Raw genomic sequence first — 15,258 nt, forward strand, 5'->3', positions numbered from 1 at the left:
CGGAGTGGTAGTTCAGTTGGTTAGAATACCGGCCTGTCACGCCGGGGGTCGCGGGTTCGAGTCCCGTCCACTCCGCCACTTATTTTAAGAAACCTGATTCGAAAGAGTCAGGTTTTTTTTCGTCTGTCGAAAATGAAATATAGAAGAATCAGTATTAAAACGTGCTTATTCAGTTGGTTGTTGTTGGTTAAAAGCGGGTGGGTTATCACTTTGGGTATACCGAGTAAGGTATTAGGGTGTTTCTTCTACTCCGTCATTAGCATTCTCTAATCCTAAATAAAGAGCATAAAGCTGAAGGGATAGAACTGAGGAGCTGATCTTTTGGCATAAAAAAGCCCAAGTTATGTGCTTGGGCTATGAGAATATTTATAGGATTTGCTTTAGGATCCGGTCAGCTCTGACTCTTTTTATTTTACGTATGAGTTTTTGCACATCTTCAGGGTAATCTTCAAGAGTGTCTAATTGCTTATAGCTGCCGATTAAATTGGTATGTTCGAGAATAGATGAGAGTTCATTGTCAAACTGCTCGGTGAGTAATTGCTCGGTATCTTTAATTAGTAATCCATTCTCTAAATCTAACTTCCAGGCTCTAGGGTTAAAGTTATTACCTGTGATTAACATATATTCCTTATCAATCCACATCCCCTTTAGGTGGAAGCTATTAGTGTCATGCTTCCAAAGGTGAATAGATAGCTGGCGACTCGCAATATAGCCTTCATTGATACGCGCAAAGTGACGTAAGTTGAGCTCGTATAAGTAAGGTAGGCCGGCGATGGTTTTAAAATCTTCTTCTGGCGGAATATAAAAATCGTTAGCGGTCTTATCTCCGACAATGATGGTCACCTTAACACCTCGTTTTATCGCTCTTTTTACTTCTTTAGCGATACTCTTAGGAAAGTTAAAATAAGGTGTTAGGATCGTGATTTCTTTTTCAGCACAAGCGATAAGATTATTAATATGTAGATTTAACTTATTGCGACGCTTACCAACTCCCACTAATGGTGTGATACCCACTTCGCCTTGTTTAATCTCCTCTGGAGTAAACTCGTATCGAGATTGAGCAAGCAGAGCGCGAAATTGTTTGATTGCAGGCTTTAACGTTTTAGTTGCAGGTCGCTCTACTTGTGATAAGCAATTGACGGCTGGATTGTTGCTAATATTTTGCTGAATATATTGCACCATACAATCGGCTAGCGCTGGATTTACCATGATATGGTAGCGGTCAAAACGGTATTTGTCGCTATGGTGCAGATAGATATTATTTAGGCTCGCACCGCTATATATAACGGTATCATCAATAATAAAGCCTTTGAGGTGTAATACACCAAAGACTTCTTTTCCACGAACAGGCACGCCTAAAATAGAAATTGGATGCTGGTACTTTTGCGCAAATTCTTTATATAAAGCCGCATTACCTTCGCTTTGATCGGCGCCTATTAATCCACGTTGTGCTCGGTGCCAGTCAACACACACCGTAACATCAAGATCAGGGTTGCGTTGTTTTGCCTCATAGAGTTCGGTCAGAATTTGACGGCCAGCGTCGTCATCTTCGAGATATAAGGCGACAAGGTAAATGCGCTGTGTTGCTTGTTTGATTTCAGACAATAGCCGATCACGGAATTGTTGTGCAGAAAAGAGCACTTCAAAAGCGTTTGGATCTTGAGCTATGGTTGGTAGCTGTTCGAGTAATTCCTTACTAGCTATCATATTTTTATGAACCTTACATGCTGCTAATGTCTTGGCTTATTATTTTACCAAATTAATCGTCATTATTCCTACATATGAACAAGAAGTTATGTCAGAACTGTAGGTAGATATCGCATTGGTAGAAGTTTTTTGCCGCTACTTGTGTAACGTATAAATAGCTGTTGCAGTGAATTGGGAAGCTGCTCGACTTCCACGACAGAGAACCCCGCCGATTGATATAGCGATTCAAGGTGCTGGTAGGCGAAGCAAAAACTATTCTCGGATAAATAATGAGCCTGACAAAATGTTAATAATTGGCTAGCAATACCTTGCTCTCGGTAGTCTGGAATAACTAACATACCAGTGAGAAGCGTAAAGTTTTCAATGGGACGAAACCGGACAATACAAATAATTTTCTGTTGATGGTAGCCAACGACTACTTGTTCATTTTTTTTCGGTTTGGCCGAAGGGTAGAAAGCTTTATAGATAGGCTTAATGAGCGGTATTTTAATACTTTCAAGCGGTTGAAAATTAACTTCAGTCATACAGGCACTGTGTTTATTAAGTGTATAAGGTAGAATAGTACGACACGCGCTTAGGTAATCAAACGTATGAATGTAAATAATAATGTAAACCTCAAACCTTTCCATACTTTTGGCATTGATGTGCCTTGTGATGTTCTTGTGGAAGCGACAACGGTAGATGATTTAATTTCCGCTTACCGCAACCCTGAGTGGCAAGACTTACCTAAGTTGATCTTGGGTAAAGGCAGTAATGTGCTATTCACCGAACCTTTCCACGGTGTGGTGGTTATTAATAAACTACTAGGAAAAACCGTTTCTACCCGTGATGATTCTATTTATCTAACTATCGCGGGCGGTGAAGATTGGCCGAGTTTAGTGGAATGGACATTAGAACAAGACATCCCTGGCTTAGAAAATTTAGCCTTAATTCCAGGTTGTGCCGGTAGTGCCCCTATACAGAACATTGGCGCTTATGGCGTTGAATTTAAAGATATATGTGATTATGTTGAATACTTAGATCTCGAGACACTCGATATTATTCGCTTAACTGCTCAAGAGTGTCTGTTTGGCTATCGAGATTCGATATTTAAAAATGATTTGTTAGGTAAAGTTATCATCACCTCTATTGGGTTAAAGCTCCTTTCGAAGTGGCAACCTAATTTTACCTACGGCCCATTAAAGTCGGAAAAAGATTTGCTTACCACGCCTCACGCTGTTTTTGAGCATGTGTGTGATATTCGTCGCTCTAAACTGCCTGATCCTAATGTGACGGGAAATGCCGGCAGCTTTTTCAAAAACCCAGTGATTAGCCATGAGAATTACCTAGAATTACAAGCGCTTTACCCTGATCTGAACGGCTTTGACGTTGAAGGTGGGGTTAAAATTGCGGCAGGCTGGCTGATTGATCGTTGCGGCTTGAAAGGTCACCAGATAGGTGGTGCGCAAGTACATCCTCAACAAGCTCTGGTTATTGTGAATGTCGATAATGCGACCTCTAATGATGTTCTTGAACTTGCCTGGTATGTTAAACATGCTGTGCTGGATAAATATGGCGTGGAATTGGAGCATGAAGTGAGATTCTTTAATGCTACCCAAGAAACGCGTTTAGAAATTATCTTTGCAGATCGCTTTCAATAATTAGATTGGTACCCCATGACAGATAGCAAACCTAAATTACATGACGTTAAGCTACGTATCATCAAACAATTGTCGGATGGTGAGTTTCATTCAGGCGAAGATTTAGGTGAGTTGCTTGGTATCTCACGGGCGGCAATTAGTAAACATATCAAAGGGATCCAAGAGTGGGGGATTGATATCTATCGAGTTCAAGGAAAAGGCTATCAGCTTTCTTCACCTATCGACTTATTAGATTATGACATCATCCAGTCTGCCTCATCGATTCCCGTTGAGCTATTTCCAGTTATTGACTCAACCAATCAGTATCTTCTCGACAGCATCGATTCTTTACCGAGTGGTGCGGTGTGCGTGGCGGAGTATCAAGCAAAAGGTCGAGGAAGAAGAGGGCGTCAATGGGCATCTCCTTTTGGCTCTAATCTATACTTTTCAATGTATTGGCAGTTGGAGTCGGGAGTCGCCGCTGCAATGGGGTTAAGCCTTGCTATCGGGGTTGCGATTGTTGATGCATTAGAAGCTTTAGGCGCGACAGGCCTGAAATTAAAATGGCCTAATGATCTCTATTTCGAAGATAAAAAACTAGCCGGTATTTTGGTCGAAATGTCTGCGCAAACTGGTGGTGTTGCTCATCTGGTAATAGGGATGGGCCTGAACATTAATATGAAGGCAGATACCGACGCTATCGATCAGCCGTGGGCCAATTTAAATCAAGTGTTCAATGATAATATGCCATCAAGAAATCAACTGGTAATAGAGTTGATCAGAGCTTGGCAACAGGTGCTTGAACAATATGAGGAGCAAGGTATGGTCTCGTTTGTGAAGCGCTGGAATGAATTAGATAATTTTAAAGATAAGCCCATCAAGCTATTAATGGGTAACAAAGAAATTTACGGTATCGGTAAAGGTATCAACCAGCAAGGCGGCATTTTACTGGAAACCGAACAAGGGCTAGAAACTTATGTTGGTGGCGAAATTTCATTAAGAAAAGCGGACTAATCGCCGTAACCAAGCGGTGCTACTTTCTTAGGTGAACCTCTTCCACCATATGATCGGCACCTTTGCGTAATATCAGTTGTGCTCGATCTTTGGTGGGTAGAATATTTTGCTGTAAGTTGATGCCATTGATCGAGTTCCAAATACTCTTGGCTTTATCAATCGATTCTTGCTCAGTGAGTTTGGTGTAATGGCTAAAGTACGAACCGGGCTTAGTGAATGCCCCTTTACGTAACTTCATAAATCGCGAAACATACCATTCTTCTATCTGCTGAGTATCTGCATCAACATAAATAGAAAAATCCAAAAAGTCAGAGATGAATACTTTGAAAGGGCTTTCTGGGTAATCACTACCACTTTGTAGAACATTTAGCCCCTCAATAATCAACACGTCAGGTTGATCGACTACCTTAACCTCATCGGTAATATCGTAAGTAATGTGTGAATAAACAGGCACTTGAATGTTTCGCTTGCAAGCTTTGACATCACTTAAAAACTCAACCAATGACTTAGTGTCGTAAGACTCTGGGAAACCCTTTTTGGTCATCAAATTATTATTCAGCAAGGTTTCATTGGGGTGTAAAAAACCGTCCGTTGTAATGAGCTCAACTTTAGGGTGATTTTCCCAACGAGATAACAAGGCGGTTAATAATCTTGCTGTGGTACTTTTGCCAACCGCGACACTTCCTGCAATACCAATAATAAAAGGGGGAGATTTCTCTTGTTTCTTTAAAAACTGAGGGCTAAAGAATTGATGCAGTACTTGGTTGCGGCTTTGGCGAGCTTCGACATATAAATTGAGTAGGCGAGATAGTGGCAAATAAATTTTTGTCACTTCTTCCATCGACAAGCTTTCATTGATCCCTTGTAGTTCTTCCAAATCTTCAGGGGTAAGTGTCATTGGCACAGAATTACGTAATTCAGACCACTGACTTCTGTTGTATGAAAGATACGGATTCATAGAAGGACTCGAAAATAACCAAAAAGGATGAGCGAAGATACACCAAGCGCCGTTGATTTCAAATAAGCGTTAGGTGACTTTAGTAGTAAATTAGCAAGTTTTTGCCTTATTTATACCCAATTTCTTATTCCATTAATGAAAATAATGGTTTTTTGCATTTTACCCTTGCAAGCTTTTGGAACATTCAATAGAATTCGCTCCACTTGCGCCGACTTAGCTCAGTAGGTAGAGCAACTGACTTGTAATCAGTAGGTCACCAGTTCGATTCCGGTAGTCGGCACCATCTCTTTCTATTTAGATGAAAGAGGCGGCAAGCAACAAAAAATTTGGAGGGGTTCCCGAGTGGCCAAAGGGAGCAGACTGTAAATCTGCCGGCTCCGCCTTCGATGGTTCGAATCCGTCCCCCTCCACCATATTGACATTTGTTTTATAATCAAAACGAATGTAGATAAATTGTGAAAATAGCGCTCAGAGTTACACGTGTGCGTGCGTCGTATAATGGCTATTACCTCAGCCTTCCAAGCTGATGATGCGGGTTCGATTCCCGCCGCACGCTCCAATTCTGTATTTTATAAAACAATGTAATGCTGATATAGCTCAGCCCGGTAGAGCGCACCCTTGGTAAGGGTGAGGTCCCCAGTTCGAGTCTGGGTATCAGCACCAGTTTTAAGCAATATTTTCCGATTGAGATACACTTACTTTACTAAAAAGTACTATTATTTTTTGGTTACGTGGTCATTCAAGCCACCTAAATCCGTACCTAGAGGGACTATCCATGTCTAAAGAAAAATTTGAACGTACGAAACCGCACGTAAACGTTGGTACTATCGGCCACGTTGACCACGGTAAAACAACTCTTACTGCTGCTATCTGTACTACACTTGCAAAAGTGTACGGCGGTGTAGCTAAAGACTTCGCATCTATCGATAACGCTCCAGAAGAGCGCGAGCGTGGTATCACAATCGCAACTTCTCACGTTGAGTACGATACTCCAGCACGTCACTACGCACACGTAGACTGCCCAGGACACGCCGATTATGTTAAAAACATGATCACTGGTGCTGCGCAAATGGACGGCGGTATCCTAGTAGTTGCTGCAACTGATGGTCCTATGCCACAAACTCGTGAGCACATCCTACTTGGTCGTCAGGTTGGTATCCCTTACATCATCGTATTCATGAACAAATGTGACATGGTTGATGATGAAGAGCTTCTTGAGCTAGTTGAGATGGAAGTTCGTGAACTTCTTTCTGAGTACGATTACCCAGGTGATGACTTACCAGTAATCCAAGGTTCAGCTCTAGGCGCACTAAACGGCGAAGAGCAATGGGAAGCGAAAATCATTGAGCTTGCTGAAGCACTAGATTCTTACATTCCTGAGCCAGAGCGTGCAGTAGACCAACCGTTCCTACTACCAATTGAAGATGTATTCTCAATTCAAGGCCGTGGTACTGTTGTAACTGGTCGTATCGAGCGTGGTATCCTACGCGTAGGTGACGAAGTAGAAATCGTTGGTATCAAAGATACTACATTGACTACTTGTACTGGTGTTGAAATGTTCCGTAAACTGCTTGACGAAGGTCGTGCAGGTGAGAACGTTGGTGCACTTCTACGTGGTACTAAGCGTGATGACGTTGAACGTGGTCAAGTATTGGCTGCTAAAGGTTCAATCAACCCACACACAACTTTCGAATCAGAAGTATACGTACTTTCGAAAGATGAAGGTGGTCGTCACACTCCATTCTTCAAAGGTTACCGTCCACAGTTCTACTTCCGTACAACTGACGTAACTGGCGACATTCAACTACCTGAAGGTGTTGAAATGGTAATGCCTGGTGATAACGTACAAATGACTGTTACTCTAATCGCACCAATCGCGATGGATGAAGGTCTACGTTTCGCTATCCGTGAAGGTGGCCGTACAGTTGGTGCTGGTGTTGTAGCGAAAGTTATCGCTTAATTAGCCAAACTTTAAGTTTAAATACGAATTGTATTTGACTAACGACTATCAAAAAGGGCATCATTTGATGCCCTTTTTCTACGCTGAACAAAATGAAGGCATAAATTGGTCGTTTTGTAACTGACTCAGCAAAGAATTGTATTAGATTTATATCTAATTTATTTAGTCGAAGGCTTGTCCTAGACTAATGAGTTAGCCCTGCCAGTTGCGGGGTTATTGTCGTTTTTAAGTAAAACTTTTCACAGGTTTGTTTATGAAAGCCAAAGCTGAAACTCATGAGAGCTCAAAAGCGGCAGATGCTTTTAAGTGGTTTATCACTTTTGCACTGCTAGCTGCTGCTGTTGTGGGAAATTACCTGTATGGTGAAATGTCTGTTGCGATTCGTGCAGCAGCCGTTGTTATTTTAATTGCAGCTGCCCTTGGTGTAGCGGCTCTGACAACGAAAGGTAAAGCTACGATTGTATTTGCTCGCGAAGCAAAACTTGAAGTGCGCAAAGTGGTTTGGCCTACACGCCAAGAAACAATGCAAACAACATTTATCGTATTAGCTGTAAGTATTGTAATGGCTCTATTGCTATGGGGAATTGACGGCATCATGGTTCGTCTAATTGCTCTAGCAACTGGAGTGTAAGGGGTTTTAAACATGAGTGAAGCACCAAAAAAACGCTGGTATGTGGTTCAAGCCTTTTCCGGGTTTGAAGGCCGTGTTGCACAATCTCTTCGCGAACATATCAAAATGCACGCTATGGAAGAGTTTTTCGGTGACGTATTAGTACCTACTGAAGAAGTGGTGGAAATGCGCGCTGGTCAACGTCGTAAGAGTGAGCGTAAATTCTTTCCAGGCTACGTGTTAGTCCAAATGGTAATGAATGATGAATCATGGCACTTAGTACGTAGTATTCCGCGTGTTATGGGCTTTATTGGTGGCACCTCTGATCGTCCTGCTCCAATTACCGATAAAGAAGCTGATGCTATCTTGAATCGTTTAGAGCAGGCGAGCGAAGCTCCAAGACCGAAAACATTATTTGAAGCAGGTGAAGTGGTTCGTGTTACTGAAGGCCCATTTGCTGACTTCAATGGTACGGTTGAGCAAGTTGACTATGAAAAGAGCCGCCTAAAAGTGTCTGTATCGATCTTTGGTCGTGCAACACCGGTTGAGCTTGAATTCAGTCAGGTTGAAAAGTCGGACTAATAAATTTGCTTAATAAAGCATCAAAAGACTTGTTTCAGGCGTGAAGTTTGACTATAATTTCGCGCCTTTTTACAGGTATTCATGTAAAGCTAGCGGGGAGCTGATCAAGCGATTAGCGTCTGTACCCAAAATTTAGGAATTAAAATGGCTAAGAAAGTAGAAGCTTATATCAAACTGCAAGTTGCAGCTGGTATGGCAAACCCAAGTCCACCGGTTGGTCCTGCACTAGGTCAACACGGCGTAAACATCATGGAATTCTGTAAAGCGTTCAACGCAAAAACAGAATCTGTTGAGAAAGGTCTTCCAATCCCAGTTGTTATCTCTGTATACAACGACCGTTCTTTCACATTTGTAACTAAGACTCCACCTGCTGCTGTTCTTCTTAAGAAAGCTGCTGGCGTTAAGTCTGGTTCTGGCCGTCCAAACACTGAGAAAGTTGGTACTGTTACTGACGCTCAGCTACAAGAGATTGCTGAAACTAAAGCTGCAGATATGACTGGCGCAGACATCGAAGCGATGAAGCGTTCTATCGCGGGTACTGCTCGTTCAATGGGCCTAGTGGTAGAGGGATAAGATCATGGCAAAACTTACTAAGCGTATGAAAACTATCCGCAACAAAGTGGATGTTACTAAAGAATACGAAATCAACGAAGCTATCGCTCTTCTTAAAGAACTAGCAACGGCTAAATTCGTAGAAAGCGTAGACGTTGCTGTAAACCTAGGCATCGATGCTCGTAAATCAGACCAAAACGTTCGTGGCGCAACAGTACTTCCACATGGTACTGGCCGTGACATCCGCGTAGCAGTGTTCACTCAAGGTGCAAACGCTGAAGCAGCTAAAGCCGCTGGCGCAGATATCGTTGGTATGGAAGATCTAGCTGAGCTAGTGAAAAAAGGCGAAATGAACTTCGACGTTGTTGTTGCTTCTCCAGATGCAATGCGTGTTGTTGGTCAACTAGGTACTATCTTAGGTCCACGTGGCCTTATGCCTAACCCTAAAGTTGGTACTGTAACTCCTAACGTTGCTGAAGCGGTTAAGAACGCTAAAGCTGGTCAGGTTCGTTACCGTAACGACAAAAATGGCATCATCCACACTACTATTGGTAAAGCTACTTTCGAAGCAAGCCAACTACAAGAGAACTTAGAAGCTCTTCTAGTGGCGCTTAAGAAAGCAAAACCTTCTTCAGCGAAAGGTACTTTCCTGAAGAAAGTAAGCATCTCTACCACTATGGGTGCTGGTGTTGCAGTTGATCAAGCGACGTTGAAAACAACCGTTGCTTAATTAATTTGCTTAGGTACGAGATTTGTGTATAATTTCGCGCCTAATTATGGTTGGAGTGTTGCTTATTTTGCCTAGTTCTTTTTAGGAAAAGGCAGAGCAAATGATGCTTCCATCCAAGACCGTAGGCGTTGAGCAATAGTAATATTGATTAACTTAATAATACCTACGTAGATGGTGCCCGAACGGATGGTCGTATTTTTGTAAAGAAATATTCATTTGGGAATGCACCGTAAGAACGCTCATTAATATTAATGAGTGGTGTAACTACAACCAGGAGTAAATCCAAATGGCTTTAAATCTTCAAGACAAACAAGCAATTGTTGCTGAAGTTAACGAAGCAGCCAGTGGTGCACTTTCTGCAGTTGTTGCTGACTCTCGTGGCGTTGCTGTTGGCGCGATGACTTCTCTACGTAAACAAGCTCGTGAAGCTGGCGTTTACATGAAAGTTGTTCGTAACACACTAGCTCGTCGTGCTGTAGACGGTACAGACTACGAATGTCTGAAAGACGTATTCGTTGGTCCAACTTTGATCGCTTTCTCTAACGAGCACCCAGGTGCTGCTGCGCGTCTTTTCAAAGACTTCGCTAAAGAGAATAAAGCATTTGAAATCAAAGCTGCTGCATTTGAAGGCGCGGTTACTGACGCTGATGTACTAGCGACACTACCTACTTACGACGAAGCAATTGCACGCTTGATGATGTGCATGAAAGAAGCTTCTGCTGGCAAGTTGGTACGTACTATCGCTGCTGTTCGCGATCAAAAACAAGACGCTGCATAAGCCTTGCTTTTTATTGATTGCTAAATAAACTTATTGTTAACTTAAAAGAGAATTGTTATGTCTATTACTAACGAGCAAATCCTAGACGCAGTTGCAGAAATGTCTGTAATGCAAGTTGTTGAGCTTATCGAAGCTATGGAAGAAAAATTCGGCGTTTCTGCTGCAGCAGCTGTTGTTGCTGGCGGCGCAGCTGGCGGTGACGCTGCTGAAGAGCAAACTGAATTTGACGTGATCCTAACTGCTGCTGGCGCTAACAAAGTATCTGTTATCAAAGCAGTACGTGGCGCAACTGGCCTAGGTCTTAAAGAAGCTAAAGGTCTAGTTGACGGTGCTCCAGCTCCGCTTAAAGAAGGCGTTTCTAAAGAAGAAGCTGAAGCTCTTAAAGCACAACTAGAAGAAGCTGGTGCTTCTGTTGAAGTTAAGTAATTTATACTTAATTTCTTAGCCGAAAGGCTAATGGCTGGTGGTTAATTAACCACCGGCCTTTTTGCGCTGTAGGGCATAGATTAATTTTCCCGCTGTTTAGGCATCTATGACCCAGCAAAAAACATCGCTAAGGCTCTGCTGAAATAAAAACGTTCAGATGAGATTAGGATGTATCCACATAAACAGTGTTGTTAGTCACTGTCCCCGTTTTATCAATTAATTTGATATGAAACGTGTCTTGGGCAGTTTGGGTCACTTATCAGCTAGCTGAGGAACCCCATGGTTTACTCTTATACCGAGAAAAAGCGCATCCGTAAGGATTTTGGTAAGCGTCCACAAGTATTGGACGTTCCATATTTGCTATCGATCCAGCTCGATTCATTCGACAAGTTCATTGAACAAGATCCTGAAGGTCAATACGGTCTTGAAGCTGCTTTCCGTTCTGTTTTTCCAATTCAGAGCTATAACGGCAATTCTGAGCTGCAATACGTTAGCTACCGTCTTGGTGAACCAGTATTTGACGTGAAAGAATGTCAAATTCGTGGTGTCACTTATTCAAAACCACTACGCGTTAAACTGCGTCTAGTTGTATTTGATAAAGACGCACCAGCAGGTACTGTAAAAGACATCAAAGAACAAGAAGTCTACATGGGTGAAATTCCACTCATGACAGACAACGGTACCTTCGTAATTAATGGTACTGAGAGGGTTATCGTATCCCAGTTGCACCGAAGCCCAGGCGTGTTCTTCGACAGCGATAAGGGTAAAACCCATTCGTCAGGAAAAGTGCTTTATAACGCACGTGTTATTCCTTACCGTGGTTCGTGGTTGGACTTTGAATTCGACCCGAAAGATAACTTATACGTACGTATCGACCGTCGTCGTAAGCTTCCTGCATCAATTATTTTACGTGCACTAGGTAAAACAACAGAAGAGATCCTAGATATCTTCTTTGAAAAAGTGCGCTTTGAAGTAAAAGACCAAACTCTATTAATGGAGTTGGTACCAGATCGTCTACGTGGTGAAACAGCATCATTTGATATTGAAGCAAATGGTACGGTTTACGTAGAAGCTGGTCGTCGTGTAACGGCTCGTCATATCCGTAATCTTGAAAAAGATGGCGTTGAATTTATCGAAGTACCGGTTGAGTACATCGTCGGTAAAGTTGCGTCTAAAGATTTTGTTGATGAATCAACTGGCGAACTGATCGTTGCAGCGAACCAAGAAATTTCATTAGAAGCATTAGCGAACCTTTCTCAAGCGGGTTACAAGCAGCTTGAAGTTCTGTTTACTAATGACTTAGACCATGGCCCATTCATGTCAGACACTGTACGTGTTGACAGCACAACGGATCGTATTTCTGCGCTTGTAGAAATCTACCGTATGATGCGCCCTGGTGAGCCACCAACGAAAGAAGCAGCAGAATCTTTATTCCAAAGCTTATTCTTCTCAGAAGAGCGTTATGATCTATCGACTGTTGGTCGTATGAAGTTTAACAGCTCTATCGAACGTGAAGATGCGCAAGACCAAGGTATCCTTGATGAAACGGATATCATTGCGGTAATGAAGAAACTGATCGGTATCCGTAACGGTATTGGCGAAGTGGATGATATTGACCACCTTGGCAACCGTCGTATCCGTTCTGTTGGTGAAATGGCTGAAAACCAATTCCGTGTTGGTCTAGTCCGTGTTGAACGTGCAGTGAAAGAGCGCCTAAGTCTTGGTGATTTAGATGCGATCATGCCTCAAGACCTTATCAATGCTAAGCCGATTTCGGCAGCAGTGAAAGAGTTCTTTGGCTCGTCACAGCTTTCTCAATTTATGGATCAGAACAACCCGTTGTCAGAAGTAACGCACAAGCGTCGTATTTCTGCATTAGGTCCTGGCGGTTTGACACGTGAGCGTGCTGGCTTTGAAGTACGTGACGTTCACGTAACTCACTACGGTCGTCTATGTCCGATCGAAACGCCAGAAGGTCCAAACATCGGTTTGATCAACTCATTATCAGCGTTTGCTCGTTGTAATGAATACGGTTTCCTAGAGACTCCGTACCGTCGCGTTGTTGATGGTGTTGTAACTGAAGAAGTGGATTACCTTTCTGCTATTGAAGAAGGTCAGTTTGTTATCGCTCAGGCGAACGCACACTTGACAGACGAAGGTCGTTTTGCCGATGAGCTAATCACTGCTCGTCAGAAAGGTGAATCTGGTCTTCACCCACGTGACCATGTTAACTACATGGACGTGGCAACAAACCAAGTTGTATCTATCGCTGCCTCGCTTATCCCGTTCCTAGAACACGATGATGCGAACCGTGCATTGATGGGTGCAAACATGCAACGTCAAGCAGTACCAACACTAAAAGCTGATAAGCCTCTAGTCGGTACTGGTATTGAGCGTAATGTAGCGGTTGACTCAGGTGTAACAGCAGTTGCGAAACGTGGCGGTACAGTTCAATCTGTCGATGCTTCTCGTATCGTAATTAAAGTTAACGAAGATGAGTTGGTTCCAGGTGAAGCTGGTATCGACATCTACAACTTAACTAAGTACACCCGTTCAAACCAAAACACATGTATTAACCAACGTCCAACCGTACTACCGGGTGAACCTGTTTCACGTGGTGACGTTCTTGCTGATGGTCCTTCAACCGACCTTGGTGAGCTTGCACTTGGCCAAAACATGCGTATCGCATTCATGCCTTGGAATGGTTACAACTTCGAAGACTCAATCTTAGTATCTGAGCGCGTAGTTCAAGAAGACCGTTTCACAACGATTCACATTCAAGAGCTTTCTTGTGTGGCTCGTGATACCAAGCTTGGTAGCGAAGAAATTACAGCTGATATTCCAAACGTAGGTGAGTCTGCTCTATCTAAACTAGATGAGTCAGGTATCGTTTACATTGGTGCTGAAGTGAAGGGTGGCGACATCCTAGTTGGTAAAGTAACGCCTAAAGGTGAAACGCAACTGACTCCTGAAGAGAAACTACTACGTGCGATCTTCGGTGAAAAAGCATCTGATGTTAAAGATACGTCACTACGTGTACCTAACTCTATCTCAGGTACTATCATTGATGTTCAAGTCTTTACTCGCGATGGCGTAGAAAAAGACAAGCGTGCGCTTGAAATTGAACAAATGCAGCTGAAAGACGCGAAGAAAGACTTAACTGAAGAGTTCCAAATTCTTGAAGGTGGTCTATTAGCGCGTGTTCGTTCTCTGCTGATTTCTGGTGGCTTCTCTGAAGCGAAACTAGACTCAATGGATCGTAAGCAGTGGTTAGTACAAACACTAGAAGACGATGCACTGCAGTCTCAGCTTGAGCAACTTGCTGAGCAGTGGGATGAGCTAAAAGCTGACTTTGATAAGAAGTTTGAAACTAAGCGTCGTAAGATCACTCAAGGTGATGATCTTGCACCGGGCGTACTGAAGATTGTTAAGGTTTACCTTGCAGTTAAACGTCGCATTCAGCCTGGTGATAAGATGGCGGGTCGTCACGGTAACAAAGGTGTAATCTCTAAGATCAACCCTGTTGAAGACATGCCTTATGATGAAAAAGGTCAACCTGTTGACATCGTGTTGAACCCACTGGGTGTACCATCACGTATGAACATCGGTCAGATCCTTGAAGTTCACTTAGGTCTTGCAGCGAAAGGTATTGGCGACAAGATTAACCAGATGGTGAAAGAGCAACAAGAACTGGCTAAGTTCCGTGAGTTCTTACAGAAAGTTTATGACTTAGGCGAGACTCGCCAAGAAGTGAACATTGCTGAACTGTCTGATGATGAAGTCCGTACTCTAATCGGAAACTTGCGTGGCGGTCTACCGATTGCTACACCTGTATTCGATGGTGCAAACGAACCAGCGATTAAAGAATTGCTTGCGCTTGCTGATCTTCCAACGTCAGGTCAATTAGACCTATACGATGGTCGTACGGGTGATAAGTTTGAGCGTCCTGTAACGGTAGGTTACATGTACATGCTGAAACTGAACCACTTGGTTGATGACAAGATGCACGCACGTTCGACTGGCTCTTACAGCCTAGTAACTCAGCAACCACTTGGTGGTAAAGCTCAGTTCGGTGGCCAGCGTTTCGGTGAGATGGAAGTATGGGCACTAGAAGCATACGGTGCTGCTTACACGCTTCAAGAAATGCTAACTGTTAAGTCTGATGACGTGAATGGCCGTACGAAGATGTACAAAAACATCGTCGATGGCGACCACAGCATGGAGCCTGGCATGCCAGAATCGTTCAACGTATTGTTGAAAGAGATTCGCTCGCTAGGTATTAACATCGAGCTAGAAGACGAAGAGTAATCATTGTTATTTAT

General features: G+C 43.0%; 13 protein-coding genes and 5 tRNA genes. 15 read left to right on the forward strand and 3 right to left on the reverse strand.

Translation table 11 applies throughout. The features are described from left to right. Position 1 precedes the first annotated feature (1 nt). A tRNA-Asp gene (locus L3V25_RS13925) sits at positions 2–78 on the forward strand. 288 nt (positions 79–366) lie between these two features. Here the strand turns inward: L3V25_RS13925 and pssA are convergent. Continuing rightward, positions 367–1,707: a CDP-diacylglycerol--serine O-phosphatidyltransferase gene (gene pssA, locus L3V25_RS13930; RefSeq protein WP_237296111.1), complete on the reverse strand. Its 1,341-nt coding sequence runs from the start codon at positions 1,705–1,707 to the stop codon at positions 367–369. Between the two features lie 86 nt (positions 1,708–1,793). Further along, positions 1,794–2,231, reverse strand: a complete 438-nt coding sequence (locus tag L3V25_RS13935) for a GNAT family N-acetyltransferase (protein ID WP_237296112.1) — start codon at positions 2,229–2,231, stop codon at positions 1,794–1,796. Positions 2,232–2,297: 66 nt separating this feature from the next. Here L3V25_RS13935 and murB point away from each other — a divergent pair, with 66 nt between their 5' ends. Then, a complete protein-coding gene (gene murB / locus L3V25_RS13940) occupies positions 2,298–3,347 on the forward strand; it encodes a UDP-N-acetylmuramate dehydrogenase (RefSeq protein ID WP_237296113.1) in 1,050 nt (349 codons plus the stop codon). 15 nt (positions 3,348–3,362) lie between these two features. Then, positions 3,363–4,340 (forward strand): bifunctional biotin--[acetyl-CoA-carboxylase] ligase/biotin operon repressor BirA, encoded by a 978-nt coding sequence (gene birA, locus L3V25_RS13945; protein ID WP_237296114.1) that lies wholly within the window; start codon positions 3,363–3,365, stop codon positions 4,338–4,340. Positions 4,341–4,359: 19 nt separating this feature from the next. Here the strand turns inward: birA and coaA are convergent, their stop codons facing one another. Then, on the reverse strand, positions 4,360–5,298 hold the full coding sequence (gene coaA / locus L3V25_RS13950) for a type I pantothenate kinase (protein WP_237296115.1): 939 nt from the start codon (positions 5,296–5,298) through the stop codon (positions 4,360–4,362). 207 nt (positions 5,299–5,505) lie between these two features. On the opposite strand from coaA, the gene L3V25_RS13955 reads away from it, so the two are divergent. From L3V25_RS13955 to rpoB, 12 genes are all read left to right on the forward strand, one after another. Then, positions 5,506–5,581 (forward strand) — tRNA-Thr (locus L3V25_RS13955). 45 nt (positions 5,582–5,626) lie between these two features. Next, positions 5,627–5,711: transfer RNA gene (locus L3V25_RS13960), tRNA-Tyr, on the forward strand. A gap of 71 nt (positions 5,712–5,782) precedes the next feature. Continuing rightward, positions 5,783–5,857, forward strand: a tRNA-Gly gene (locus L3V25_RS13965). A gap of 27 nt (positions 5,858–5,884) precedes the next feature. Then, positions 5,885–5,961, forward strand: a tRNA-Thr gene (locus L3V25_RS13970). Between the two features lie 112 nt (positions 5,962–6,073). Next, entirely contained in the window at positions 6,074–7,258 is a 1,185-nt protein-coding gene (gene tuf / locus L3V25_RS13975; RefSeq protein ID WP_089137635.1) for an elongation factor Tu, read from the forward strand. 253 nt (positions 7,259–7,511) lie between these two features. Next, a complete protein-coding gene (gene secE / locus L3V25_RS13980; RefSeq protein ID WP_027695385.1) occupies positions 7,512–7,889 on the forward strand; it encodes a preprotein translocase subunit SecE in 378 nt (125 codons plus the stop codon). Positions 7,890–7,901: 12 nt separating this feature from the next. Beyond that, positions 7,902–8,450 carry a transcription termination/antitermination protein NusG gene (gene nusG, locus L3V25_RS13985; protein ID WP_027695384.1) on the forward strand — a complete coding sequence of 183 codons (549 nt, stop codon included), beginning with the start codon at positions 7,902–7,904 and terminating at the stop codon, positions 8,448–8,450. A 144-nt stretch (positions 8,451–8,594) separates the two neighbouring features. Next, positions 8,595–9,023, forward strand: a complete 429-nt coding sequence (gene rplK / locus L3V25_RS13990; protein WP_017026547.1) for a 50S ribosomal protein L11 — start codon at positions 8,595–8,597, stop codon at positions 9,021–9,023. Between the two features lie 4 nt (positions 9,024–9,027). Continuing rightward, on the forward strand, positions 9,028–9,732 hold the full coding sequence (gene rplA, locus L3V25_RS13995; RefSeq protein WP_237296116.1) for a 50S ribosomal protein L1: 705 nt from the start codon (positions 9,028–9,030) through the stop codon (positions 9,730–9,732). Between the two features lie 286 nt (positions 9,733–10,018). Then, entirely contained in the window at positions 10,019–10,510 is a 492-nt protein-coding gene (rplJ, locus tag L3V25_RS14000) for a 50S ribosomal protein L10 (RefSeq protein ID WP_089124754.1), read from the forward strand. 57 nt (positions 10,511–10,567) lie between these two features. Beyond that, complete coding sequence (gene rplL / locus L3V25_RS14005; protein ID WP_237296117.1) at positions 10,568–10,936, forward strand: 50S ribosomal protein L7/L12; 369 nt, start codon at positions 10,568–10,570, stop codon at positions 10,934–10,936. 279 nt (positions 10,937–11,215) lie between these two features. Beyond that, positions 11,216–15,244, forward strand: coding sequence for a DNA-directed RNA polymerase subunit beta (rpoB, locus tag L3V25_RS14010; protein WP_237296118.1), 4,029 nt, complete (start codon positions 11,216–11,218; stop codon positions 15,242–15,244). Positions 15,245–15,258: the final 14 nt, after the last annotated feature.

The sequence above is a fragment of the Vibrio sp. CK2-1 genome, assembly GCF_021726515.1.
Taxonomy (GTDB): domain Bacteria; phylum Pseudomonadota; class Gammaproteobacteria; order Enterobacterales; family Vibrionaceae; genus Vibrio.